Raw genomic sequence first — 24,632 nt, forward strand, 5'->3', positions numbered from 1 at the left:
AGAGCAGTAAAGGTACAAAGTTTGAATTCTTTTTTTGCCAAAGTTTTAGTCAAAAAAAAACCATCCTGTTTTAAGAGGATGGTTTAATCTCAAAAAAAAAAGTATTTAGAAATTGAAATTTAATCTTGCAAAAAGGAAACGACCATTTTGACCAAATTGAGATACATTTCTAGAATAAACAAATTGATCTGCATTTGATAAATCTATAGTTGAATTTGTTGTAGGATAGGTAATTTCACCATTTGTTAAAACCGCGTTAGGTCTTTTTGCGGAAACAGGACCATAGTTTTTACTCGGATACACATCAAATAAATTATTAGCTCCTAATGTGATTTTTATTCCTTTATGTACTTCGTATCCAACAGATAAATCGGTAATTATTCTTCCACTCCAAATTGGGTGCTCGTTTTCTACAGCTCTACCGTTTACAATGGTTGCTCCAACCAATCCATCTCCATTAACATCTACTGTATTAGGGTCTGTTACCTGTCCGAAATATACATTTCTTAAGAAAACTTCTAATTTTTTGTAAGAAAAATTATTCATCAATGATGCTTTAAATCTTGGAATAGCTTCTTCTAAGTAAACTCTACTCATTTCAGAATAATACCTGTTTAAGTTTGCTGCTTGCGAAAGTTGTTCAGAAGCTTTTATATCTCCAATTTTTCTAGTTTGCGATTGTGTAAGTGCTAAATCTGAATTTAACGTTACATTTCCTAAATTTGCTTTATGAGAAATAACGGCTTCAATTCCTTTTGTTTCTGTATTAATAGCATTAGCAAAAAATGTTGCAGCAGTTGCATTGGCAGAAGAAAACAAACTTGCATTTGTTGCATCTGGAGCAAATTGGTCTGTTAAAACTACTCGATCATCAATAGTAATTAAATATCCATCAACTGTAAAAGTTAAATTGGCTGAAGGAATTTTTGAAGTAAAACCAGCAGAATAACTTCTTGATTCTTCTTGTTTTAGTGTTGGAATTCCTAAGTTTCGTGCAAGTGAAGTATCATTAGAAAACGTTCCAACTTCAAAAGGAACTCCACCAACAAATTGTGTACTTGTGGCATTAAAATACAACTGAGCCAATGAAGGAGCTCTAAAGCCAGTAGCATGAGCAGCTCTTAAAGCAAAATTATCTGATACTTTATATCTAGAAGCAATTTTGTAATTGAAAGTTGATCCAAAATCCGAATAATTTTCAAAACGTATCGCAGCACTTACTAAGAGTTTTTCGGTTATATCCAATTCAGAATCTAAGTACAAAGCAAATGAATTTCTGCCTTTATCCGTTTGATTTGCAGGTCTAAATCCAGGGAAAACCTGAGCTCCACCCGGTCTTCCACTACCAAAGAAATCTGTTGGTTTAAGATTATTTGCTGTGGTAGCGGTTTGAATGTTACCATTAATATCATACAACGCATAAGAAGCTTCTTCACCTGGGTTGATTTTATAGTTTTCATGTCTGTATTCAGCACCAAAAGCAATATTTAATCCGCTTAAATAATCTACATTTTTAGTAAAATCAAGATTGGTAGTGTTTTGACTGAAGCCTAATCCACCTGCATCAAAAGATGTTTTGGATGGGTAGACACTACTTGCATTTACGGTATTCATAATGGTGTAATCGAAAGTGTTTCTTCCAAAAGTATTAGAAAGATCAAAATCAAGTGTTCCTAATTTTCCCTTAACACCTGCTGCAAAAGAAATGTCTTTTACTTTTGAATCAATTTCTGGTAAAAATCCATTTATAAAAATAGAGGTCGCTGTTCTGTTTTGATTAGGTCTTCTGTAAAATCCAGCAGCATTACCATTTCTATGTGAATATCCTCCAAACGCATAGGCTCTTATATTGTCTGTAAGCCCAAATTCTGAGTTTAAGAAAAACTGCACACTAGTTAGTTCAGATTGCCCCACTCTCATGTTAAAATCTTTTCTATTTAAACCACGAGCGGCTAGTTCGTTATCAGTTACATCAAAATTTAATGCAGTTTGCATTGCTCCAATTGTAGTAGCATTTGCAATAGCAGTTTGTTGTGCGGGTGTAAAATAAGAAACACTTGGTGCAAAATTTTTGATATGTCCTAGTATAGTGGCGCTGTTAGGGGTGTTGGTAATGTTTCCAAATAACGAAGAAATGTTAATTCCTTTGTCCATAGCTCTTCCTTCTATAGCATTATAAGCGTTAAAAATGGTTCCTGTGGTAGTGCCTGCTCTGCTCGTTAAATCTCTTTTTTGAAAAGATCCAGTAAAGTTAATAAAACCATCTTTAAAAATTTTGGTTCCATAGTTAAGGTCTAGTTGTGTTTTAAAACCATCGGAACCTCCTGTATTGTCATTCGCTCCTTCACTAAAATTTGCTCCGGCAGTTACGTTGGCTTGGAGTTTACCAGTTCCTTTTTTCATGACTAAATTGATTACCCCAGCAATAGCATCAGAGCCGTATTGTGCAGCAGCACCGTCTCTAAGAACTTCTAGTCTATCAATCGCAAATGAAGGAATAGAGTTTAAATCTGTACCTACACTTCCTCTACCAGGTGTTCCGTTTACGTTTACTAAAGACGAAGTATGTCTTCTTTTTCCGTTTAACAAAACAAGCACTTGATCTGGGCCAAGACCTCTTAATTGAGCTGGGTCGATGTGGTCAGTACCATCAGCTACAGTTGTGGAATTAGAAGTAAATGAAGGGGCAACGTAATTTAAAATTTGAGTTAAATCTGTTTGCGGTGTTGCAGATGCCGTAGAGCTTAAATTGATTACATCAATAGCTACTGGAGTGTCAAGAGCTACCCTCCCTTTTTTTCTAGAGCCTACTACGACTACATCTTTTAGTGTTTCTCCGCTTCCTGTTAAAGTAACGTTTACTGTGGTTTCTTTTATAGTTACTGTTTTAGTTTCAAGTCCTACATATGAAAATTGTAATACATCTCCAATTTCAGCACTGATGGAATAGTTCCCTTCAAAATCTGTTGTTGTGCCTTTTGAAGTTCCTTTTACAAGGATAGTTACGCCAGGTAAAGGCTCTCCTTTTTCATCAACTACTCGGCCTTTAATGATTTCAGCTACTGCATTTTGATTTAAACTAGAGAAAAGGTCTTCATTAATTCCCTTTTTAGCAACTCCTTCTTTTTGTAAAATAATTTGATTGCTTACTTCAGTATAATTAATTTTTAGGGGTTTTAAAATACGAGTCAGTACGCTTGATAGCACTTCATTATTGGCGTAAATGCTAACTTTTTGATTCAATTGAGTCATTCTCGAGTTATACGAAAACTTAACGTGTGCTAATTTTTCAAGTTTAGACAACGCTGTGTCTAAGTTCAAATCTGTCACGGTAATGGTTACCTTGGTGTCTAGCTTTTTTTGACCTCTTATATTATTAGCAATTGTTACACTTGAAAAGACAAGGGCTAAAACAAATTGAAATAGGGTTATTTTCATAATTCGAATTAGTAATCGTTGTTTAAAGACGGTTTTTTTCATAGTTTTGGTCTGTTTTTATTAATATTCTTTAGTGTGGTATTGGTAAAACATTGCAATAACTCTTTACAGAGAGTTATTGATTTTATTCAGGACGTCGAGAATGTTACAGCATTTTCGGCGTTTTTTTGTTTATTTTAATTCATAGGCAGTTAATCGTTAGTTGCATCCATCTGACATGATTATTATTTGGTTTCCATTCATTTCATAACTTGTGTTGTTTCCAAGGCTTTTGCAAATAATTTTAAGTTTTTCAGGCAATGGCTGATCGCTTAAAGATGTTGTTAGATAGCAGTCCTTTAATTTTGTTTGTGGATAATCAATTTTGACTATATAGGCCTGTTCAATGGTTTTAAAAATTTGTGAAACAGGAATGTCTGTAAATTCAAATCCCAATTGCTCAATGTTACTTGTAGAATGACTCAATGATTCATCTTGAGTTATATCAGTAATTTTATTGAAACTTAAGTTTTTTCTAACAAATCTTAGGGCCTGATTGGGTAGCAAAACGATCAGCTCGTCTTTTGATTTTGAGATTAATTCATTGGGACGTACTTTTACTTTTCCGGTTCGGACTACAACTTCAACATTTGGTTGATTGGTGTATGCTTTTATTTTAAAACTAGTTCCTACTACTTTTGTAACAATCTCATTTGCATAAACAAAAAACGGCTTTTTAGCATCCTTGCTAATTTCAAAAAAACCTTCGCCTGAGAGGTATACTTTTCGTTCATTACCCACAAATATTTTTGGATAACTTAATTTACTGTTGGGTTGCAATAAAACAGAGCTGCCATCTGATAAGGTTATTATTTGTGGTTTATCTGAGTTATTGGTTTGTTCAACTAGTCCTTCCTCATTTTCATTGATCAATTCATTATAGCTAAGTATGGAGTTTTTGTTGAGATTGCTATGTTCATATAGCCAACCTGATAAAAGGCTCAAAACCAAAATAGCTGCAGCAGCGTTGAACCATCTTTTTCTCAATAATGTAAGAACTGGTTTTTCTTTTTTCTTTTCTTCAGCGTTTTCAATTTTTTTCCAAGTTGCTTCCAAAGCACTTTGTACGTCAATTGAAGTTACATTAGTATCAGGAGCTTTCATTGCTAATAACCATAAACGGGCTTCCTCTAATAATTTAGCACGACTGGAGTTTTCTATGGTCCACTCTTCCCAATCTTGTTGGTCATCATTGAGATACACCCACATTCGGAATGATTCATCTGCTAAAAAGTGCTCTATTTCGGTATAATTATTACGGTTTTGCATCAAATAAGGGGTTACGATGATATAGAGGATCATTTTTTTAATTGATACTCACTAAATAGTTTTTTTTTTTTTTTGAAGACTACAATACAGATGAAAGCAGCATTAAAATAACGAAGATGTTTTCTTTCCACTCTTTGCGTAAGTTCAATAACGCGCGGTGTAAAAGATTGTTTGCAGATTGATAGTTAATATCAAGTGTGTCTGCAATTTGATCTACAGTTAGTTCCTGTGTGTAGCGAAGGTACAAAGCTTCTTTTTGTCGAGATGGCAAATCATTAATAAGATGATTAAGATGCAACACTTTAGAGGCTGCGGTTTCATCAGAAATAAGGTGGTGTTCGATTGAAAAATCAAATAAAAATTCAACTGTGTCTATTGAACTGCTAAAACGAAATATACGATCTCGCTCTAGTGATCTTGTAATACGTTTTCGAACGCTGGCTAATAAATAGGCTTTTACAACCACATTATCACTCAATTTTTCTCTGTAAATCCAAATATCTGTAAATACGTCTTGAACGCAGTCTTGTACTTTTTCTGGAAATGGAAGGAATGAATTTCCGTATTGTATTAAGTGAGGATAATGTCTTTTGAAAAGTAAGGAAAAAGCATTTTCATTCCCCTCCTTTAAGCTGTTCCAAAGCGCGGAATCATCAAGTATTGCGGAATAAATTAGTTGCTTTTTTACCATTTGGTTAACTTTAGTACATTGATTTTAGGTGAAATTTTGATTCACGTTTTGTTTAACATACCAAAAAAAACGAAAAAATATAATTGGGTCGCTATTTTTATTTAATGGTATTTTTTAGGATTTACGATTTGATTAGTTTTTTCAATGAATCGTATAATGTTTTTTAATCATATAATGATTTATTTGGCAAACTTAATTAGAATTATGTTAAGTTTCAATGTTTTTATTAAAAAAATAGAAGAAAAGCCCTTTTATCGTGTGTTGTTTTGTTTGTGTAATATAAGTTTTGGTATTGATTTTACAATGCAATTTCCATAAAGGACTAGAGTAAAATTAATCGTAAGGAAGTCATTATACTAAATGACTTTCGCGTCAAACAAGGGATTGTCAACTATCGTCGTTGTTGATTCGCCATTTGCTTTTTTGTAATCACTTAAATACTATGTTTCAGATAAATGACTGTACTAAGTTTTTTTGAAATAATAATTCGTGATTTTTTTATCTTTTTTATTATTTTTTTTTACTAAATTCCCTCTTGACATCTCTTAATCTATTGATAATGAATATGTATGATAATCCTGACACAGTATCGCACTCTTTTGACGAAAAGTATCTTTCTCCTTATTTGATTCAAGCACAATGGGCAGAATTTATTGCATTAAAAGAAGTTATTTTTGAGCTAGCAGACCGTTTACAACGCCCAATTCGTATTCTAGATATTGGTGTGGGGAGTGGAAGAATCATTCAAAACTTACATGATATTGCTGAAATATGGCAGCAAGTGTTACACTATACAGGAACAGATAATGCTGTCTTATGTTTGAATTTAGCTTCGAAAATGGTAAATGATTTAGGTATTAATGATAAGGTGACACTTCTGGATTTAGATGCTATAGCATTACATCAACTAACAGAGAAGTATGATTTGATTGTAACTACTTGGTTTACAGCGGGTAATTTTTATCCCAATGATTTTGATTTTAAAGGATATTCAACAGCGACCTCAAAATTAGATTTAACGATCAATTCTAAGTTTACCACTATTTTTTCTCAAGCCTACAGTTTGCTAGCTCCAGAAGGCGAGATCGTTTTAGGGGCTTGTTACAAAGACAACAATGCTACTAGAATCAAGCAAGAACGTAGCTATGAAAAAATGGGAATGACAATAATTACTTCACCTGAAGATAGTTTTACAGCGACTCAAGAACGATTTTGGTCGCAACGTTTTACAAAAGAAAAAATTCATCGTTATTTTCCTTTTGTACCTGTTTCAAAAATAGCATTCAAAGATTTAGATACTTATGATTATGCTATGCAAGTAAGAATAAAAAAGTAAAATAGTAATACGCAATGATTACTATTCAAACTTCCATTCTTTTTGTTGTTTTTCAGTCAAAAATGTCCAAGCTAGAATGCGGCTGGTTTTTTGGCCTTGCGCCATATCGATTGTGGTGATGTTAGCTGCATTTACTTTGTTTAAGGTTTTGCGCAAACTATTGAGATGCGCTTGTTTGGAAACCAAAGTAGTGTACCAAAGACAATGCATTGGATATTTAGCGCTTTCGTAAATCATTTGAGTGATAAACCCTAATTCGCCCCCTGGACACCATAACTCAGCGTTTTGTCCACCAAAATTTAACGTTGGAATAGTGGTTTTATTGGTGCTTAAATTATTGACTTTTCGTAAGGCTACTTTTGTGGCTTCTTCTTTAGAATTATGAAACGGAGGATTGCAAATGGTAAACGCGAATTTATCCTCAGACTCCATTATGTTTTTGAAAATAAAACGAGGTTCTATCTGTAGCTGTAAGCTAATAGCATCGATTAGTTTTGGATTTTTTTCGATAATTTTTTTGCAATTTTGAATCGCTTTTTCATCGATGTCTGTACCTACAAAATTCCAACCATATACAGCATTTCCTAAAATTGGATAAATGCAATTCGCACCTACACCAATGTCTAAGCCCTGAACAGCTTCTCCTTTTGGGATCACGCCATTATTACTTTGGGCTAACAAATCGGCTAAGTAATGAATATAATCTACTCTTCCTGGAATGGGTGGACACAGAAAAGAAGTAGGAATCTCCCAAAATTGAATATCGTAGCAGGATAGTAATAACGCTTTATTCAATGCTTTTACCGCTTCAGGATTACTAAAATCTAGCGTTTGAATTTGATGTTCGTTGATGCCTACTAAATTTTTGAGTTCAGGCAATATCTGTATTAAGGAATCAAAGTCGTATCCTGAACGGTGCTGATTTCTTGGATGTAGGTTTTTTTTCTCGGGCTGCTTGGTACGTTTCATTTTCTAAATTGTGGTGCAAAGATAGGTATTCCTTTTTTGTAAATTAATCCATACATTCCATCAATAATAAATCTCCTTCAGAATGTTCAATAGTGACCAATCCATCGCAAGCGACAGCATTGCTACTCCCAGTTCTATACCCAATAGTCAAGGTGTCATTTGCTAAAGGATACACCAAGTTTTGAGAATGAATGCCTTTTACGACACCAATTGGGATTAGCGAAATAGGAGTGCCTGCCGTGTACCACTTTTTGAATTTGTTGGGTAAAAGAAATATTTTGGAATGGTCGTCCAAAATCACAATTTTGATTAAATCGCGATACCGTACAATATTAGTAAGATTGGTTATGGTGTGGTCGGCTCTTTTTCCAGTAGCCCAAACAATATTGACTGAGGGAATTTTTCGCTCGATTAAATAGTCTAATGCCTTTTCTAAATCGGTTTTGTTTTGATCGGGCGTGTGTACAATTTCCAGCGGATATTGTTTGGTTTTGTACAGCTCTGGGTCAAAATCACGATCAAAATCACCTAAAAGGACATCTACTTTTATGTCTAACGAAATCACACGTTCTATAGCAGAATCAAGTACTACAACTAGGGGGGACCATTCTAATAATTGACCTAATAATTCGGGTTGACAAGCGGCTCCATTGGCAATGATTAAAGCGGGTTCTTGGTCGTCGCGAACGATGTGATGTGAAGACATTTTTTGGATTTAGATTTAAGATTATTCGAAACAAATGTACAAAAGTTATTGTGCTAGTTCATTTGTTTACGCATCAAGTAGTCTGCGATGGTAACTAATTTGTCCTAAATGATAGGCTAGATGTGAAGCAAGATGCACCAAGAAAAAATCATAAGAGGTCTTTTTGTCCAAAACTAGCAGTGGATATTCTGTTTCTAAATCTTCTTCTCGTAATAGGTCAAGTGACTGATGAACAACAGTTATTGTTTCATCGATTTTTTGAATCAATTCTGATTTGGAAATGTTTTTCGCAGAAAATTCTAAGTCTCTATTTCTAACATAATTTGTTTTACCAATTTCGGCTCCAATGTAAGTATTGAGATTGCCAATAAGATGCAAGCATAAATTGCCTGCGGAATTATTGATTTGTTGGTCAGTAGACCAGATAGCAGCCTCGTTTTGATAGGCATTTATTTCTCTTTTTAAGGAAGTCAAATCCCTTTTGAAAAGTGTTTGTAAGGTCTGAATTAGCATGAAAAAATATATGAAATTAATCCGTAGGGTGAAATGATTTTTTACCACATAGAATCATAGAATTTGTAGTTTTTTAAGTGAAACAAATAGACGTTTTACTGTTCACATAGTTATCTATTGTGGAAAATAGAGCTATTTCTGTTTTTCCTATGTTTATTTGCTACTAATCTATGGCTCTATGTGGTTAAGTTTTTATTTTATTTGAATTCCACTCAACAGGTTTAAATGAGTATTATTGAATCGTATAACTTCTAAAGTCAATTTCACTTAAGGAAAAATAGCCTAACGGATAATTGGCTTTGTCTGTTGTATTGATGATGTTACCACGAACAGTTGCTGGAGGAGATTGAAATGGAGCTCCGCCATTATTTCCTGCAATGCTTAATAATATACTCATGTAGTTATAGTAAGATTTTGAGATCCCGTAGTGGGTGATTTCAATTTTATCTCCTTTTTTAAGGTCGTCATTTTGAGAAATACTAAAAAACTCATTGCCGTCAAAAAATTCATCTCGATCCACATAAAGATTTGATTTTACTTGATTGGAATATACATATTTGTACAAATAGTAGTTCGGTGTAGTTGCAGGATCATTATAAAAAGCTTTAACTTTTATTTCTTTTCCTGTAAATCCGGCATCGTTTTTTTGTTCTAATCTAGTAATTGGTGCTACGGCTTGAAGTGTTTCTGTTGCAGTATAAGTTTGTCCTTTGCTAACAACAGACAATGTGTAGGTTTCATTGATTACAGGAACAAAATTCGAACAGAAATACTCTCCTGTATTTGGCATTTCAACAAAATTAAATACAGTATTGGCACTGTTGGTAATGGTAACAATTGCGCCAGAAACTTTAGGAATTGTATTGCTGAAATAATCCGTCGTTGTGGTTAATTTTATTCGTTGTTGATTGCCTGTTGTTCCTTTTTGCCAATTGATGGAGGCTTCAATTACTAATTTTGGCGGGGCGGTATTGAGGTCTACCTCTACAACATCTTCGCAGCTTAATGATAGGAATGCTAATATAAAAACGAGAAAGAAAGTGATCTTTTGCATGATGCTTAAAATTTAAAATTATAACTCACAGCAGGAACCATTCCGAAAATAGAGGTTCTTACCGCTTCATTGTTGCCGGTGTCTACATTTTGTCTAAAGTTGATTGAGGCAGCATTTCGTCTATTGTAAAGGTTGTAAATGCTAAAAACCCATTGTGTTTTGTAGTTGCGATTGTTGTTTTTCCGTGGCGTCAATGTTGCGGCTATGTCTAAATGATGATAAGCTGGCAAACGGTTTTCGTTGCGCAATCCATAACTAGGAACCGTCATGCCAAGATAGTCATATTGTCCTTCTGGATAGGTAACGGGCTGTCCGCTTTGTAAAGCAAAATTAGCTCCAAAGCTCCATTTTTCATTTAAAGTGTAGGAACTGGTCACAGCTAAATTGTGTAACTTATCATAAACAGATTTATACCATTGACCATTATTGATTCCTGTTTCGAGTGATGTTCTACCTGGAGTACGTTGTTCTGATCTTGATAAAGTATAAGAAATCCAACCGTTGAGTTTGCCTTCATTTTTCTTTAGCATAATTTCTAGTCCATACGCTCTCATTTGTCCGTTCAAAATGACTTGTTCCAAAGCTTTGTTAGCAATTAATTCGGCACCATCAATGTAATCGATACGGTTTTTGATTTTTTTATAATAAGTTTCTACTTCTAAAGAGTACATTCCGTCACTGAAGTTTTTGAAATATCCCAATGCTACTTGGTCAGCAATTTGAGGTTTGATGAAATTATCACTAGGTGTCCAAACATCGAGTGGAGTAGGTGATGAGGTATTCGAAACCAATTGTAAGTATTGCACCATGCGGTTGTAACTTGCTTTGATCGATTGATTTTCATTCAGTTGGTAGGCTGTAGAAAATCGAGGTTCGAAGTTGTCAAAACTTTGAATGACATCGTTTTTGCCATAGAATTTAGTGTCTATTGGTGTTGCTTTTTCATACAATTTTAGGTCACTATTGAAAAGAACAGGATTGTCATTCGCATAGATATTTACTGTTGATTGTCCTAATCGATAAAATAAACTGTAACGTAAACCATAAGACACGCTTAGTTTTTTACTTAAATCATGATCGGCACTGATGTAGAGCGAAGGTTCAAAAGCATACTTTTTATCCAATTGATCGGAGTTGATTCCAGAAGTGCTATTGGAAGGAACTATAGTTCCTGGATTGAAATCGTAGTATATGGCGTTCAGTCCGTAATTCAATTTGAACGAGTCCGTTAAGTAACTTTTGAAATCGTATTTGATATTATAATTTTTGATACCCGAATCCCATTTGAATCCTACAAAATCTAAGTCTAATCCATAATAGTAATCACTGTAAATTAAGGAAAGATTGGAGAATAGTTTGTCAGAGTACAAATGATTCCAACGCAAGTTTAGGGTTGAATTGCCATAGATGTTGGTGAAACTTTTGTTGATACTAAAAACGTCACGGCCAAAATAACCTGACAGGTATAAATTGTCATTTTCGGTTAATTTATAACTGAATTTTGCATTTAAATCATAAAAATAAGCGGCATTATCTTTTTGTTCAGGGGATAATTTTAAAAATAAATGAGCGTAAGAAGCACGACCACCAATCAAGAAGGAACCTTTGTTTTTTACCAGAGGCCCTTCCGCTAAAAGGCGACTTGATATTAAACCAATACCTCCATTCATGTGAAATTTTTTGCTGCTTCCGTCTTTTTGATAAATATCTAAAACTGAAGAAGCTCTTCCTCCAAATCGTGAAGGAATTCCACCTTTGTAAAGTCGAATATCTTTGATGGCATCGGGATTAAAAACAGAGAAAAAACCAAAAACGTGCGAAGAGTTAAAAATAGTAGCTTCGTCCAACAAAATCAAGTTTTGATCCGCTCCACCACCACGTACGTTAAATCCAGAAGCACCTTCGCCAGCATTGGTTACTCCAGGGAGTAATAAAATTGATTTTAAAACATCAACTTCTCCTAAAACCACAGGCATTTTTTTAATGGCCGAAATCGAGAGTTTATTGACACTCATTTCGGGCTTTCTAATGTCGGTTTTGGTTCTGTCGTCTGTGATGATGACTTCTTTGAGCACGTTGTCTTCATTGGATAAAGGCCAGTTGTATTTGGTGTTTTGCGTCAATTCGATGGTTTCATTTATCGTTTTGTAGCCCAAATAAGAGATTTGAACTTGGTGTTTTCCTTTGGGCAATGTGATAGAGTAAAAACCATATTCATTGGTGGTTACACCTGTTTTTAATTCAGGAAAAACAATATTGACACCAATTAGCGTTTCATTACTGTTTTGGTCGGTAATGGTACCGCTTAACGTAAATTTTTCTTTAGATAAAGGAATATTACTTTTTTCTTGTGCCAAAAAAAATTGGCTAAACAACATACATAGTATAACACAAACGGTTATGTAGTAATTTTTCATAGGTTAGTTTTAGAACTACAAAGTAGACGATTTTTTAAGTTATTTGCTACAGCACAAATGTTAATGATTGGTTAACAAAAAAAGACAACCGTTATAAGTTGTCTTTTTTGCAAGTATATTTATTTCTAAAACTATGCGATTTTTGCTAAGATCGTATTGAAAGTAGTACTTGGTCGCATCGCTTTACTCGTTAACTCTGGATTTGGTTGGTAGTATCCTCCGATAGTTTGAGGTTTTCCTTGAGCGCCAATTAGTTCGCTGTTGATTTGTGCTTCGTTAGCAATAAATTCAGCTGCAATAGGTGAGAAAATTGCTTTTAAATCAGCATCTTTATCTTGAGCGGCTAAAGCTTCAGCCCAGTACATTGCCAAGTAGAAATGAGAGCCTCTATTGTCAATTCCGCCTACTTTTCTCGAAGGCGATTTGTCATTTGCTAAGAATTTTTCAGTAGCTACATCCAAGGCTTCTGCTAAAACAATCGCTTTTGAATTGTTTAGGGTTTGTCCCAAATGTTCTAATGAAGCGCCCAAAGCCAAAAATTCACCTAAGGAATCCCAACGTAAGTAGCCTTCTTCAATAAATTGCTCTACGTGTTTTGGAGCAGAACCTCCTGCACCAGTTTCAAATAAACCACCACCATTCATCAATGGAACGATAGAAAGCATTTTGGCCGAAGTTCCTACTTCTAAGATTGGGAATAAATCGGTTAAGTAATCACGCAATACATTTCCAGTTACAGAGATAGTATCTAAGCCTTTGATGATGCGCTCTAAGGTGAAATTAGTCGCTTCGATAGGGCTTAAAATACGAATGTCTAACCCTGTTGTATCGTGATCTTTTAAATATTTTTCAACTTTTACAATCAATTGGCTGTCGTGCGCTCTGTTGCTGTCCAACCAGAAAACCGCTGGAGTAGCTGATAGACGTGCTCTGTTTACGGCTAGTTTTACCCAGTCTTGAATTGGAGCATCTTTGGCTTGACACATTCTGAAAATATCATTTTTAGCCACTTTTTGTTCCATCAATACGGTGCCTTCTGTATTTACAACACGAACAACGCCTTCACCTTGAATTTGGAAAGTTTTATCGTGTGAACCATATTCTTCAGCTTTTTGAGCCATAAGACCAACGTTAGGTACACTTCCCATTGTAGTCGGTACAAAAGCACCGTGTTTTTTACAAAAATCAATGGTTGCAGTATATACACCAGCGTAGCAACGGTCTGGAATGATGGCTACAGTATCTTGAGCTTTTCCTTCTTTATTCCACATTTGTCCAGAAGTACGAATCATTGCAGGCATAGAAGCATCTACAATTACATCAGATGGTACGTGAAGGTTGGTGATTCCTTTATCAGAATTCACCATTGCCAAAGCAGGTCCATTAGCAATTGCGGCATCAATAGCTGCTTCTACTTCCGCTTGTTGTGGATGTCCGGCTATTTTTGCGTAAACGTCACCTAAACCGTTACGAGTGTCAATATTTAATTCATTGAAAAGCGTTGTATATTTTTCAAAAACAGCGGCAAAATACACTTCAACTATGGCTCCAAAAATGATAGGGTCAGACACCTTCATCATGGTAGCTTTTAAGTGAACAGATAATAAAATATTTTGTGCTTTTGCTTCTTCAATCGTTTTGGCTACAAAACTTTTTAGAGCAGCAATATTCATTACAGAACTGTCGATGATTTCGCCTGCTTTCAACGGTGTACTTGCTTTAAGAACTGTTGTGGTTCCGTCTGTTCCTACGAATTCAATTTTTACATCAGTTCCTTCACTAACAGTAACTGATTGCTCACTTCCGTAAAAATCGCCTTGTTCCATTGAAGCCACGTGTGTTTTAGATTCAGAAGACCAAGCTCCCATAGAATGTGGATTGGCTTTGGCGTAATTCTTAACAGCTTTTGGTGCTCTACGATCAGAGTTACCTTCACGCAAAACAGGATTCACAGCAGAACCTAATACTTTTGCGTATTTAGCTTTATTGTTTTTTTCTTCTTCAGTTTGTGGGTCTTCTGGGAAATCAGGTACGGCGTAACCGTGTGCTTGAAGTTCTGCAATAGCCGCTTTTAATTGCGGTACAGATGCAGAAACGTTTGGTAATTTAATAATGTTAGCCTCTGGAGTAGTGGCTAGTTTCCCTAATTCTAATAAGGCATCACTTGTCTTTTGATCTTCTTTTAAAAATTCTGGAAAATTGGCTAAAATTCTTCCAGCCAGCGAAATATCTCTTGTTTCAATTTCTATATCCGATGTGGCAGTAAATGCTTGAACAATTGGTAAAAAAGAGTAAGTAGCCAACAATGGCGCTTCATCTGTAAGGGTGTAAAAAATTTTTGATTTTTGTGTCATTTTTCTATTTTTTTAATCGAAATCACTTAGATGTACGTCTTAGTTTGCGAATTGTGCAAAAAATAAGGCGGACAAATATATGTAAATCGAATGTAATTATTCCCTGATTTTGCTATAAAAATATCATAATTCTTGGGCTTCTTGTGATATTGCGAAATCGTTATTTTTAATGGGGAAAAACCTTTAAAATAATAATTTTTTTGACGATATACTGCCAAAAAAAAAGTCCCGAATCATCGGGACTTTTATATTTGAAAGAAAAAAGATTATCTTCTTTTGTCTTTGATTTTTGCTTTCTTACCAGTAAGTTCTCTAAAGTAGAAAATTCTAGCTCTACGAACTGCACCTTTTTTGTTGATTTCAACTTTTTGTAAAGCAGGTAAGTTAACTGGGAAGATACGCTCTACTCCAATAGCTCCTGACATTTTACGAATAGTAAAAGTTTCAGTGTTTCCTGAACCTCTTCTTTGAATCACTACTCCTTTAAAAAACTGAGTTCTTGTTTTTTCACCCTCTTTAATTTCGTAGTAAACTGTGATAGTATCTCCAGCTCCGAATTCAGGGAAATCTTTTCTTGTAACAAACTCGTCTTGAACGAATTTCAATAAATCTGCCATGATAAATGTTTAAGTATGGTTTAAAATAGAGCAACATTCACGGTTCTCGCCAGAGGTTGGTCTAATGTGGGTGCAAATGTAAACAAAAAAAGAATATTTAAAATCCAAATTCCAATTTTTTTTATGGGTAAATAAAATTGTTTTTTATTTTTGGGATTTGGAATTTAAATGTTGATTATTAGAGTTTTATTCCTCCAACAAATCGGGTCTCCTATTTTTGGTGTGCTCATAAGCCATGTCTTCTCTCCATTTGTCAATTTTTGCAAAATGGCCACTCAATAAAACATCAGGAACTTTCCAGCCTTTGTAATCGGCAGGTCTCGTATAAATTGGACCCGACAATAATCCATCCTGAAAACTATCGGTCAAAGCTGAGGTTTCGTCACTCAAAACCCCTGGAATCAGTCGAATCAAGGCATCACACAAAACCAAAGCGCCCAATTCGCCTCCAGACAAAACATAATCGCCAATAGAAATTTCTTTGGTAATAAAATGATCTCTTACCCGCTGATCCACTCCTTTATAATGCCCACACAAAATGATAATGTTTTCATACATCGACATCGTATTGGCCATTTTTTGGTTCAGCGTGTCTCCGTCGGGCGACATATAAATGATCTCGTCGTAGGTTCTCTCGCTCTTCAAATGCGTGATACAAGCATCAATGGGTTGTACTGTCATCACCATACCCGCGCCTCCGCCAAAAGGATAATCGTCTACACTTTTTTGTTTGTTGGTCGTGTAGTCTCTCAAGTTGTGAAAATGCACTTCCACCAACCCCTTGTCGATAGCACGTTTCATAATCGAAGCCTCAAAAGGACTTCTCAATAATTCAGGCAAAACGGTAATAATATCAATTCTCATTGTAGTATTTTATATCGTGCAAAGGTACAAATTAAATTAAAGGACACGAATCAAGTGATGTATCCTAATAGTTATTTGGGCGTGACCCCGAGGTACACGACTTTGCACAACCAAAAGTCCCTGCTCCTCGGGGTCGGGCTATCCGCTATATCTCTTGGGGCGAACCCCGCCCCAAGAGGATGCCGCTGCTATCCCTCACGCAATCCCTGCAAATCAAGACACTTTTCAGTTACACCCCAAACTGTCTCAAATGATGATCCAAATGTCTGTACATCAGTTTGTCCCAATCTTCATAACTCATCTTTCCCCAAAACGGATGATACATTACCGTAATGACCGAAGTTCCTTTGGCAAATTCTTGAACACAATCTATAAGTTGTGCTTGACTTTTTTCAAAATCTGAATGAGCAGTGATACGGAATTCTTTTGCCGTGGGACTATTCTTTCCAAAGTCACTGTTAAAGGCTTTGTTTTTCAATAATCGTCCCAGCAAACGCATAGGGAAACTAATTGTTAAATCTTGTTTCGCAAACGCTACATTTATGACAGCAATACAGTGTTCACACATTTGATCTACACTCATTTTGCCCCAAAGTGGAGTAGAGGAGGCGTTTAATTTCTGAATCCTATTGATTAACTGAGTGTTGTCTGAAGTGTCGTAAATAGAAGCCATAATGTATTCATTTTTAGGTAGTATCAAAAGTAATGTTTTCGCTCTAAATTCTGGTTGTTTTATTGTTATTCAGTTGTTTTTATTCAACATCTTAATTGCTGTTGTTGTTTTCTTAATAAAAGGAACTTTTGTCTGCAATACTGTTTTTTTTAGTACTTTTAAAACCTAATAATTTGTAAATTTTTCAATATGAATTCTTTTTCAAAAATAGCTAGCGCAGGCTGTCTTTTGTTGTTCAGTACGCTGCTAGTAGAGAACGTTAATGCCCAAAATACTACTGCTCCTATGAACAATCCTCTTTTGCAACGCAGTACTTTACAGTACCAAACGCCACCTTTTGATAAAATTAAAGACGAACATTTTAAACCTGCTTTTGACTATGGTTTAAAAGTACACGATGAGGAAATCGAGAAAATCACGAATAATACGGCAAAACCGACATTCGAGAATACCGTTTTAGCGCTAGAAACTTGTGGTGTAGATTTAGGTAGAGCAACTGGAGTTTTTTATAATCTTTCGGGGTCTAATACTAATCCAACACTTCAGGCGATTGAAGCAGAATATGCACCAATTTTTTCGGCGCATAACGACAAAATTTACTTGAACAGTAAATTGTATAACCGCATCAAATGCATTCCATTGTCGAGTTTGAAGGGAGAAGATAAAAAACTAACCGAATATTACTTGCAACAATTCGAATTAGCAGGAGCTAATCTTTCGGAAGCCGATAAAGAAAAAATGAAAAAAATCAACGAAGAGTTGGCTACATTGAGTACTTTATACAGCAATAAATTATTAACTGCTCGTAAAAATGCTGCCGTGTTTTTTGATGCAGCCTCAGATTTGGCAGGTTTAACACCTGATGAAATTGCAGCTGCCAAAGCCAATGCTACTGCGGCTGGACAAGATGGAAAATATATGATTGCGATTATCAATACCACACAACAACCTGTTTTGATGAGTTTGACCAATCGTGCCTCTAGAGAGAAGGTTTTCAAAGCTTCTTGGTATCGTGCCGAAAAAGGAGATGAAGGCGATACTCGCGAAACCCTTGAAAAAATGGCCAAATTGCGTTTGCAAAAAGCCAAATTGATGGGTAAAAAGAGTTTTGCTGAGTGGAAATTACAAGATCAAATGGCACAAACGCCAGCGCCTGCAATGGATTTGTTAGCCAAAATTGCAAAACCAGCAGTAGCCAAAGCCAATGAAGAAGCCAAAGACATTCAAGCCTTAATTGATGCCCAAAATGGAGGTTTTAAATTAGAACCTTGGGATTGGGATTACTATTCTGAGCAAGTGCGTAAAGCCAAATACGATTTGGACGAAAGTCAAATCAAACCGTATTTTGAAATCGGATCGGTGCTGGAAAAAGGAGTCTTTTTTGCAGCAAAACAAATGTATGGGCTGACTTTCAAAGAAAGAAACGATTTACCAGTGTACAATTCTGATGTAAAAGTGTATGAGGTTTTCAATGATAAAGGGACTTCAATCGCGATTTACTATTTGGATTTTTATGCGAGAGACAATAAAAACGGAGGCGCTTGGATGAGTAATTTGGTGAATCAATCGCATTATTTAAACCAAAAACCAGTCATTGTCAATGTGTACAATTTTGCAAAACCAGTTAATGGTAATCCATCTTTAATCAGTTTTGATGATGTAACGACATTATTTCACGAGTTTGGACACACCTTACACGGATTGTTTGCCAACCAAAAATATGTAACACTTTCTGGAACGGCTGTACCGAGAGATTATGTAGAGTTTCCGTCGCAAATCAACGAACACGCTGCTTTAGACCCAACGGTTTTGAAAAATTACGCCGTGCATTATCAAACCAAACAAGCTATTCCTCAAGAGTTAATAGACAAAATTAAAAAAGCAGACACCTTCAATAAAGGGTATGTGGTAACCGAATTGTTGGCTGCCGCAACACTAGATATGGCTTGGCATAGTGTAGAAAAAGAGTCGGATTTTAAACCTACTTTAGATTTTGAAAAAGAGGCTTTGCAAAAATATGGTTTGTTAGTGAATGAAGTGCCTACTCGTTATCATTCTCCTTACTTTGCTCACATTTGGGGAGGTGGTTACTCTGCAGGATACTATGCTTACACTTGGTCTAAAACTTTAGATTATAATGCTTACGATTGGTTTGAAGCTAATGGTGGAATGACCCGAAAAAATTGTGATCGTTTTGTGAAATACATCTTGTCTGTAGGGAACAGTGTAGATTTGAATAAAGCTTTCAAAGAATTCATCGGTCACGACATGAAGATTGAACCGTATTTAAAAAATGCAGGATTAACTAAATAGTTTACTGGTAATGTATTACTAAGACTTAAAAATGACATTCGAAAGGATGTCATTTTTTTTAGTGTTTATGCTTTCTATGTTGACTTTTTTCTCTTTGAATAAAAGAATTTTGAATACATTTACTCAACAAGTTTCTTGGTTGAAACTATTTATTATTCAAAAAAAGCATTATGAATTTTTATAAAATAGTGGTGTTGGGTTGTATTCTAGTACTCTCTTTTGAGGCTTTGGCTCAAACAACATCAAGACAATGGAATGGCAAAAAGTGTGCGGTTGTACTAACTTATGATGATGCCTTGAATGTGCATTTAGATAAGGTGATTCCAGCGTTGGATGCTTTCAAGTTTAAAGGGACTTTTTATTTAATTGGATCATCGCCAGTAGTCTCAAAACGTTTGAACGAATGGCGTGCGGCTGCTAAAAAAGGGCATGAACTAGGTAATCACACCTTAAATCATCCTTGTGATGGGACTTTTGCAGGAAGAGATTTCGTTACTCCCGAAGACGATTTGTCTAAATTTTCAGTAACTCGAGCCATCAATGAGATCAAAGTTACCAACACACTTTTAGAAGCCATCGACGGCAAAAAAGAGCGCACTTTTGCTTATCCGTGCGGGGATCGTAAAATAGGAGATGTTTATTTTTATGATTTGCTAAAAGAAGATTTTGTGGCAGCGAGAGGAGTCGAATCGGGGTTGTTGCAAAAACAACAAGTTGATTTAGCAAATATCAATTGTTTTGGACAAAGCGAATCTACTGCTGTGCAAATGATTGCGCAAATAGAAGCTGCAGAAAAGTCAGGTTCGTTTGCTGTACTTCTATTTCACGGTGTTGGAGGGGAACACGGACTTAATGTCTCTGCGGAAGAGCATCAAAAAGTATTGGTCTATCTTAAAAAAAGAGAAAAAGATATTTGGGTTGCTACTATGGTTGAGGTGGCCAATTATATCAAAAAGAGCAAATAAATTTTTAAAGTAGTTTCTTGTCTGTTTAATAGTTAAATGTATGATCGAAAGTAATAAAAGAAAAAGTCAGGCTAAAACATTGAGAGTATTTAGAAAAGTGCACCGAACCACGGGCGCTTTTTTATTTATTTTCTTTTTCATTATATCCATAACTGGATTGCTTTTAGGGTGGAAAAAGAATAGCGGTGGCTTACTATTGGCTGATTCGCGCAAAGGAACCACAACCGATTTGAGGCAATGGCTCCCTGTGGATAGTTTACAACAAAAAGCCTGTTATTATTTGCAAAAGGAAGTCTCACCTAATGTTTCTTTAGCATTGAATAGAATTGACATTCGTCCCGATAAAGGGATGGTGAAGTTTGTTTTTGAGGAAGACTATTGGGGCGTTCAATTGGATGGAGCTACTGGAGAACTTTTGCATCTAGAACGTCGAAATGCTGATTTTGTCGAAAACATTCACGATGGTTCCTATCTAGATGCGTATTTCGAAACGGGAAATGGGATTTTTAAATTGATTTATACCACTGTAATGGGACTAGATCTTTTGGTTTTTACCATCACTGGTTTTTGGCTTTGGTATGGGCCTAAACGAATGCGTGTTGCTTAGCTTTAATTTGAAACTACTTTATTAATCCAAATCAATTTTGTTTTGTAGTTTTGTTAAGTTGTTGTTTTTTTAATCGGTTGTGTTTTATTTGTAAATGCGAATAACACACTCTAAGCCCTTATTAATCACTATAATTTTAACAAATAAAAATATGAAAAAAGGATGGGTAGTTTTCGTTTTGCTCTTTTTGTCTCAACTAACTTTCGCGCAAAAAGAATGGTTTTCCACTTTTGCTGATTCGACCGCTTTGGTCAAACAAGCCAATCAGATTTCATCAACGTTTATTAAGGACATTGCCAATGTCAAACCAACATTGGTGTTAACTCTGAAAACTAGATTGAATACCACGCCTTATCTTATTTATTATGATGATGATGGTAAACAAAAAACAGCCAATTTGCCTTTATGGGAGCAAGTAATTCCCGAACAAAAAGCTTTTTTCTATGAAGTTGCTGGGGGAGAAGTAGAGGGTAAGGAAGTTTTTGGATTGTTTTTTAACGGATTTTATTTGCCGCATGAGCTAGGACATGCCTTGCAACATAAGATAGAAGGGAATGTGCTCGGCTCTTATGAAAGTGAGTATTTTGCAAATGTTGTTGCTATGCTTTGGTGGAAAAAACAAGGGAAGAAAAAAGAACTGGAACAATGTTATCGCTATGCCAAAAAAATGTGGGCAAAACTACCTAATCCAATTCCGGAAGGAATGACTATAGAAGCTTATTTTAAGGCTAATTACCAGCAAGCTTCTCAAAATCCGTATACTTATGGTTATATGCAATTCAAGCAATTTATTTTGGTTTATGAAGATAAAAACTTGCCTACTTTTGATGAATTTGTGAAAAACTATTTGATTTCTAAAGCTAAGTTTTAGTCTTAATTTTTTTCTTCTATTCAATTAAAAAAGTGTAGTATTGTTTAGTAAATAAAAATGAAATGACTCCATTATTCAAAAAATTAAATTTTAAAAATCATAAAGCAATTTTAGTTCTGAATGCCCCAACATCTTTTGTCTCAGAAAAAGAGGCAATGGCAAATGAAACTGTTTTTTATAACAACGAAAATGAAATAACAACTATTGATTTTGTTATGGTTTTTGTCACGCAATTGCAAGAAATAGAAACAGCGATTACGACACTTTTTCCAAAAATTAACGGAGATGCTATTGTTTGGTTTTGTTATCCAAAAGGGACTTCCAAAAAATATAAATGCGAATTTAATAGAGATAATGGCTGGGCAGTTTTAGGAAATTTAGGTTTTGAACCCGTTCGTATGGTTGCTGTTGATGAAGATTGGAGTGCTCTACGATTCAGAAAAACGACCTATATTAAAACGCTTACTCGTAGTTCTAGTTTTGCGATTTCTGCTGATGGAAAAGCAAGAACCCAGAAATAATTTATCTTAAAATAAAAAATGAAGCAGTCAACAACTAGCGCTAAATTTCTTTTAGCCAAAGAGCAAGAATGGGAAAATGTAGGAGAGGGAATTCAGCGGCAGATAATGGCTTATGACGAACGGGTAATGCTCGTCAATGTAAAATTTGAAAAAGGAGCTGTTGGTGTACTTCATGAGCACTATCATACTCAAGTTACTTATATAGCAGAAGGGATTTTTGAGGTAACTATTGATGGTGAAACTCAAACGCTAAAAGCTGGCGATAGTTTTTATATTCCGCCGCATGCTATTCATGGTGTAGTTTGTTTAGAGGCAGGTCTTCTGGTTGATGTTTTTAGTCCCATGCGTGAGGATTTTATGAGCCAATAAAATTAATAATAAGCAAAAATTGATATCGCATTTATTTTCGTAAATTTGCGCCTCAATAAAAATAATTTATCATGGAAAACGGAATATACGCTAAATTCAATACCTCAAAAGGATCGATTTTGGTAAAATTGACGCACGATTTGACTCCAGGAACTGTTGGGAATTTCGTGGCTTTGGCTGAAGGAAATATGGAAAACAAAGTAAAGCCTCAAGGTGTAAAATACTATGATGGTTTATCTTTTCACAGAGTAATTCCTGATTTTATGATTCAAGGGGGATGTCCAAAAGGTACAGGAACAGGAGATCCAGGTTACAAATTTGATGATGAGTTTCATCCTTCTCTAAAACACGATCGCCCAGGGGTTTTGTCTATGGCTAATGCTGGACCTGGAACTAATGGATCCCAGTTTTTTATTACACACGTTCCAACTAGCTGGTTGGATAACAAACACACTGTTTTCGGACACGTAATCGAAGGACAAGAGGTTGTAGATGCTATTGCACAAGGAGACCAATTGGAGACTTTAGAAATTATTCGTGTTGGTGAAGAAGCGCAAAACTGGAATGCTATCGAGGCTTTTATCGGTTTAAGAGGTGCTAGAATGAAAAGAGAAGCAGCTTTGAAAGCGGAAGCAGAAGCAAAAATGGAACAATTGGCTGCTGGTTTTGAAAAAACAGAAAGTGGATTACGTTACCAATTTATTCAAAGAGGTTCTGGTAAAAAAGCAGAAAACGGTAAAACAGTTGCTGTGCATTATGAAGGTTCTCTTGAAAACGGAAAAGTATTTGATTCTTCTTACCCAAGAAAAAAACCAATCGAATTTCGTTTAGGACAAGGTCAAGTGATTGAAGGTTGGGACGAAGGTATTGCTTTGTTGCAAGTAGGAGATAAAGCCCGTTTTGTAATCCCATCAGATTTGGCTTATGGCCCAAGTGGAGCAGGAGGAGTTATTCCACCACACGCTACTTTGATTTTTGATGTGGAATTAATGGATGTGAAATAAAAAAAACGGTATTCGATTTATAGATCCCAAAACAGTCTAATTAGCTGTTTTGGGATTTTTTTTGTAGTATTGAATAAGAAACTAAATACATTTTTTATGAACATAGAAAATACAGCTTCTCTGAATTGGGAAGAATTCGAAAGAGTTGAGATGCGAGTAGGAACTATCTTAGAAGTTAATGATTTTCCTGAGGCCAGAAAACCTGCTTATCAACTCACTATTGATTTTGGTACTATTATAGGTATTAGAAAATCTTCTGCTCAAATTACGCAACGATATTCCAAAGAAGTTTTAATTGGTCGTCAAATTGTAGCGGTAGTTAATTTTCCGAAAAAGCAAATAGGTAAGTTTATGAGCGAATGTTTGGTGCTTGGCGCAGTTGGTGAGCAGGGTGATGTGGTTTTGTTGTCTCCTGATTTTACAATTGAAAACGGATTAAGAATCGCTTAGTTTATCTTTTGGATCAAAAGTTTTAAAATTGTTTGTCCTTCTTCCCAAAGACCCAGATTCATTTCGGAATTGATATGTCCTTTTTTGCCAATATTTATGAAGTCACTTCCCCAGTTTTTGGCCAATTCTCGAGCTCTTTCCAACGTCATGTAAGGGTCGTTTTCGCTTCCAATTACGATTGATGGAAATGGCAGTGAATGCAAGGGAATTGGAGCAAAATTCCAAATGCATTCTGGAGTGTGTACATGGGAGTCAACATCAGCGGGTGCAACTAATATTGCTCCTCTGATGTAGGCATTATGGTTATTTTTTGCCCAATGTGCGACTAAGATGGTGCCTAAACTATGCGCTACCAAAATGGTAGGTTCTTGAAGGGTTTCAATGGTTTCATCTAAACGTTTGAGCCAGTCACTGAGTAAAGGTTGGTCCCAGTTGTCGTGGGTTACTTTGATGGTATTCGGGAAGTGATGCAGCCAAAAGTTTTGCCAATGTTTAGTTCCTGAGTCGCCTAATCCAGGAATAATGAGAATTTTTGGGTTCATTGTCTTTTTAATATTGTTCTATTCTTCTTTTCAAAATTTTTTTTTGCCAA

At 35.5% G+C, this 24,632-nt stretch carries 22 protein-coding genes; 9 read left to right on the top strand and 13 right to left on the bottom strand.

What is annotated here, in order from left to right:
• Positions 1-105 precede the first annotated feature (105 nt).
• From FLB_RS00635 to FLB_RS00645, 3 genes are all read right to left on the bottom strand, one after another.
• Entirely contained in the window at positions 106-3,480 is a 3,375-nt protein-coding gene (locus tag FLB_RS00635) for a TonB-dependent receptor (RefSeq protein WP_231891021.1), read from the bottom strand.
• A gap of 156 nt (positions 3,481-3,636) precedes the next feature.
• The gene (locus FLB_RS00640) at positions 3,637-4,779 is read right to left on the bottom strand and encodes a FecR family protein (RefSeq protein WP_231891022.1); all 1,143 of its coding nucleotides are present in this window, start codon (positions 4,777-4,779) and stop codon (positions 3,637-3,639) included.
• A 46-nt stretch (positions 4,780-4,825) separates the two neighbouring features.
• Positions 4,826-5,437 (bottom strand): RNA polymerase sigma factor, encoded by a 612-nt coding sequence (locus FLB_RS00645; protein WP_064714038.1) that lies wholly within the window; start codon positions 5,435-5,437, stop codon positions 4,826-4,828.
• Positions 5,438-5,996: 559 nt separating this feature from the next.
• Between FLB_RS00645 and FLB_RS00650 the strand changes: the two genes are divergently transcribed.
• The gene (locus FLB_RS00650; RefSeq protein ID WP_064714039.1) at positions 5,997-6,773 is read left to right on the top strand and encodes a class I SAM-dependent methyltransferase; all 777 of its coding nucleotides are present in this window, start codon (positions 5,997-5,999) and stop codon (positions 6,771-6,773) included.
• Positions 6,774-6,794: 21 nt separating this feature from the next.
• Here the strand turns inward: FLB_RS00650 and rlmF are convergent, their stop codons facing one another.
• From rlmF to FLB_RS00695, 9 genes are all read right to left on the bottom strand, one after another.
• Entirely contained in the window at positions 6,795-7,742 is a 948-nt protein-coding gene (rlmF, locus tag FLB_RS00655; protein ID WP_064714040.1) for a 23S rRNA (adenine(1618)-N(6))-methyltransferase RlmF, read from the bottom strand.
• Positions 7,743-7,785: 43 nt separating this feature from the next.
• Complete coding sequence (locus tag FLB_RS00660) at positions 7,786-8,448, bottom strand: thiamine diphosphokinase (protein ID WP_064714041.1); 663 nt, start codon at positions 8,446-8,448, stop codon at positions 7,786-7,788.
• Between the two features lie 66 nt (positions 8,449-8,514).
• Positions 8,515-8,961 (bottom strand): DinB family protein, encoded by a 447-nt coding sequence (locus tag FLB_RS00665; protein ID WP_064714042.1) that lies wholly within the window; start codon positions 8,959-8,961, stop codon positions 8,515-8,517.
• Between the two features lie 232 nt (positions 8,962-9,193).
• Entirely contained in the window at positions 9,194-10,015 is an 822-nt protein-coding gene (locus tag FLB_RS00670; protein ID WP_064714043.1) for a DUF4249 domain-containing protein, read from the bottom strand.
• Positions 10,016-10,020: 5 nt separating this feature from the next.
• Positions 10,021-12,393 (bottom strand): TonB-dependent receptor, encoded by a 2,373-nt coding sequence (locus FLB_RS00675; protein WP_064714044.1) that lies wholly within the window; start codon positions 12,391-12,393, stop codon positions 10,021-10,023.
• A gap of 170 nt (positions 12,394-12,563) precedes the next feature.
• Positions 12,564-14,786 (bottom strand): NADP-dependent isocitrate dehydrogenase, encoded by a 2,223-nt coding sequence (locus tag FLB_RS00680; protein ID WP_064714045.1) that lies wholly within the window; start codon positions 14,784-14,786, stop codon positions 12,564-12,566.
• 266 nt (positions 14,787-15,052) lie between these two features.
• On the bottom strand, positions 15,053-15,403 hold the full coding sequence (rplS, locus tag FLB_RS00685; protein WP_064714046.1) for a 50S ribosomal protein L19: 351 nt from the start codon (positions 15,401-15,403) through the stop codon (positions 15,053-15,055).
• A gap of 186 nt (positions 15,404-15,589) precedes the next feature.
• Positions 15,590-16,267 (bottom strand): tRNA (guanosine(37)-N1)-methyltransferase TrmD, encoded by a 678-nt coding sequence (gene trmD, locus FLB_RS00690; RefSeq protein ID WP_064714047.1) that lies wholly within the window; start codon positions 16,265-16,267, stop codon positions 15,590-15,592.
• Positions 16,268-16,496: 229 nt separating this feature from the next.
• A complete protein-coding gene (locus tag FLB_RS00695) occupies positions 16,497-16,940 on the bottom strand; it encodes a DUF1569 domain-containing protein (RefSeq protein WP_064714048.1) in 444 nt (147 codons plus the stop codon).
• Between the two features lie 189 nt (positions 16,941-17,129).
• On the opposite strand from FLB_RS00695, the gene FLB_RS00700 reads away from it, so the two are divergent.
• From FLB_RS00700 to FLB_RS00735, 8 genes are all read left to right on the top strand, one after another.
• A complete protein-coding gene (locus FLB_RS00700) occupies positions 17,130-19,253 on the top strand; it encodes a M3 family metallopeptidase (protein ID WP_064714049.1) in 2,124 nt (707 codons plus the stop codon).
• A 170-nt stretch (positions 19,254-19,423) separates the two neighbouring features.
• A complete protein-coding gene (locus tag FLB_RS00705) occupies positions 19,424-20,218 on the top strand; it encodes a polysaccharide deacetylase family protein (RefSeq protein ID WP_064714050.1) in 795 nt (264 codons plus the stop codon).
• A 40-nt stretch (positions 20,219-20,258) separates the two neighbouring features.
• Entirely contained in the window at positions 20,259-20,825 is a 567-nt protein-coding gene (locus tag FLB_RS00710) for a PepSY domain-containing protein (RefSeq protein ID WP_064714051.1), read from the top strand.
• Positions 20,826-20,976: 151 nt separating this feature from the next.
• Positions 20,977-21,696: a hypothetical protein gene (locus FLB_RS00715; protein ID WP_064714052.1), complete on the top strand. Its 720-nt coding sequence runs from the start codon at positions 20,977-20,979 to the stop codon at positions 21,694-21,696.
• Between the two features lie 62 nt (positions 21,697-21,758).
• Positions 21,759-22,217, top strand: coding sequence for a hypothetical protein (locus tag FLB_RS00720; RefSeq protein ID WP_064714053.1), 459 nt, complete (start codon positions 21,759-21,761; stop codon positions 22,215-22,217).
• Positions 22,218-22,235: 18 nt separating this feature from the next.
• Positions 22,236-22,586 carry a cupin domain-containing protein gene (locus FLB_RS00725; protein WP_064714054.1) on the top strand — a complete coding sequence of 117 codons (351 nt, stop codon included), beginning with the start codon at positions 22,236-22,238 and terminating at the stop codon, positions 22,584-22,586.
• Between the two features lie 71 nt (positions 22,587-22,657).
• Entirely contained in the window at positions 22,658-23,590 is a 933-nt protein-coding gene (locus FLB_RS00730; RefSeq protein WP_064714055.1) for a peptidylprolyl isomerase, read from the top strand.
• Positions 23,591-23,686: 96 nt separating this feature from the next.
• Positions 23,687-24,040: a tRNA-binding protein gene (locus FLB_RS00735; protein WP_064714056.1), complete on the top strand. Its 354-nt coding sequence runs from the start codon at positions 23,687-23,689 to the stop codon at positions 24,038-24,040.
• Here FLB_RS00735 and FLB_RS00740 read toward each other — a convergent pair.
• Complete coding sequence (locus tag FLB_RS00740) at positions 24,037-24,582, bottom strand: RBBP9/YdeN family alpha/beta hydrolase (protein ID WP_064714057.1); 546 nt, start codon at positions 24,580-24,582, stop codon at positions 24,037-24,039. The two genes, FLB_RS00735 and FLB_RS00740, sit on opposite strands and share 4 nt — an antisense overlap.
• Positions 24,583-24,632: the final 50 nt, after the last annotated feature.

The organism is Flavobacterium succinicans (genome assembly GCF_001662485.1).
GTDB classification, from domain to species: Bacteria; Bacteroidota; Bacteroidia; order Flavobacteriales; family Flavobacteriaceae; genus Flavobacterium; species Flavobacterium succinicans_A.

What these genes read in the sequence shown, in the direction of transcription:
- FLB_RS00635 (WP_231891021.1), bottom strand. Translation starts at nt 3,480, where the DNA reads ATGAAAAAAACCGTCTTTAAACAACGATTACTAATTCGAATTATGAAA.
- FLB_RS00640 (WP_231891022.1), bottom strand. Translation starts at nt 4,779, where the DNA reads ATGATCCTCTATATCATCGTAACCCCTTATTTGATGCAAAACCGTAAT.
- FLB_RS00645 (WP_064714038.1), bottom strand. Translation starts at nt 5,437, where the DNA reads ATGGTAAAAAAGCAACTAATTTATTCCGCAATACTTGATGATTCCGCG.
- FLB_RS00650 (WP_064714039.1), top strand. Translation starts at nt 5,997, where the DNA reads ATGAATATGTATGATAATCCTGACACAGTATCGCACTCTTTTGACGAA.
- rlmF (WP_064714040.1), bottom strand. Translation starts at nt 7,742, where the DNA reads ATGAAACGTACCAAGCAGCCCGAGAAAAAAAACCTACATCCAAGAAAT.
- FLB_RS00660 (WP_064714041.1), bottom strand. Translation starts at nt 8,448, where the DNA reads ATGTCTTCACATCACATCGTTCGCGACGACCAAGAACCCGCTTTAATC.
- FLB_RS00665 (WP_064714042.1), bottom strand. Translation starts at nt 8,961, where the DNA reads ATGCTAATTCAGACCTTACAAACACTTTTCAAAAGGGATTTGACTTCC.
- FLB_RS00670 (WP_064714043.1), bottom strand. Translation starts at nt 10,015, where the DNA reads ATGCAAAAGATCACTTTCTTTCTCGTTTTTATATTAGCATTCCTATCA.
- FLB_RS00675 (WP_064714044.1), bottom strand. Translation starts at nt 12,393, where the DNA reads ATGTTGTTTAGCCAATTTTTTTTGGCACAAGAAAAAAGTAATATTCCT.
- FLB_RS00680 (WP_064714045.1), bottom strand. Translation starts at nt 14,786, where the DNA reads ATGACACAAAAATCAAAAATTTTTTACACCCTTACAGATGAAGCGCCA.
- rplS (WP_064714046.1), bottom strand. Translation starts at nt 15,403, where the DNA reads ATGGCAGATTTATTGAAATTCGTTCAAGACGAGTTTGTTACAAGAAAA.
- trmD (WP_064714047.1), bottom strand. Translation starts at nt 16,267, where the DNA reads ATGAGAATTGATATTATTACCGTTTTGCCTGAATTATTGAGAAGTCCT.
- FLB_RS00695 (WP_064714048.1), bottom strand. Translation starts at nt 16,940, where the DNA reads ATGGCTTCTATTTACGACACTTCAGACAACACTCAGTTAATCAATAGG.
- FLB_RS00700 (WP_064714049.1), top strand. Translation starts at nt 17,130, where the DNA reads ATGAATTCTTTTTCAAAAATAGCTAGCGCAGGCTGTCTTTTGTTGTTC.
- FLB_RS00705 (WP_064714050.1), top strand. Translation starts at nt 19,424, where the DNA reads ATGAATTTTTATAAAATAGTGGTGTTGGGTTGTATTCTAGTACTCTCT.
- FLB_RS00710 (WP_064714051.1), top strand. Translation starts at nt 20,259, where the DNA reads ATGATCGAAAGTAATAAAAGAAAAAGTCAGGCTAAAACATTGAGAGTA.
- FLB_RS00715 (WP_064714052.1), top strand. Translation starts at nt 20,977, where the DNA reads ATGAAAAAAGGATGGGTAGTTTTCGTTTTGCTCTTTTTGTCTCAACTA.
- FLB_RS00720 (WP_064714053.1), top strand. Translation starts at nt 21,759, where the DNA reads ATGACTCCATTATTCAAAAAATTAAATTTTAAAAATCATAAAGCAATT.
- FLB_RS00725 (WP_064714054.1), top strand. Translation starts at nt 22,236, where the DNA reads ATGAAGCAGTCAACAACTAGCGCTAAATTTCTTTTAGCCAAAGAGCAA.
- FLB_RS00730 (WP_064714055.1), top strand. Translation starts at nt 22,658, where the DNA reads ATGGAAAACGGAATATACGCTAAATTCAATACCTCAAAAGGATCGATT.
- FLB_RS00735 (WP_064714056.1), top strand. Translation starts at nt 23,687, where the DNA reads ATGAACATAGAAAATACAGCTTCTCTGAATTGGGAAGAATTCGAAAGA.
- FLB_RS00740 (WP_064714057.1), bottom strand. Translation starts at nt 24,582, where the DNA reads ATGAACCCAAAAATTCTCATTATTCCTGGATTAGGCGACTCAGGAACT.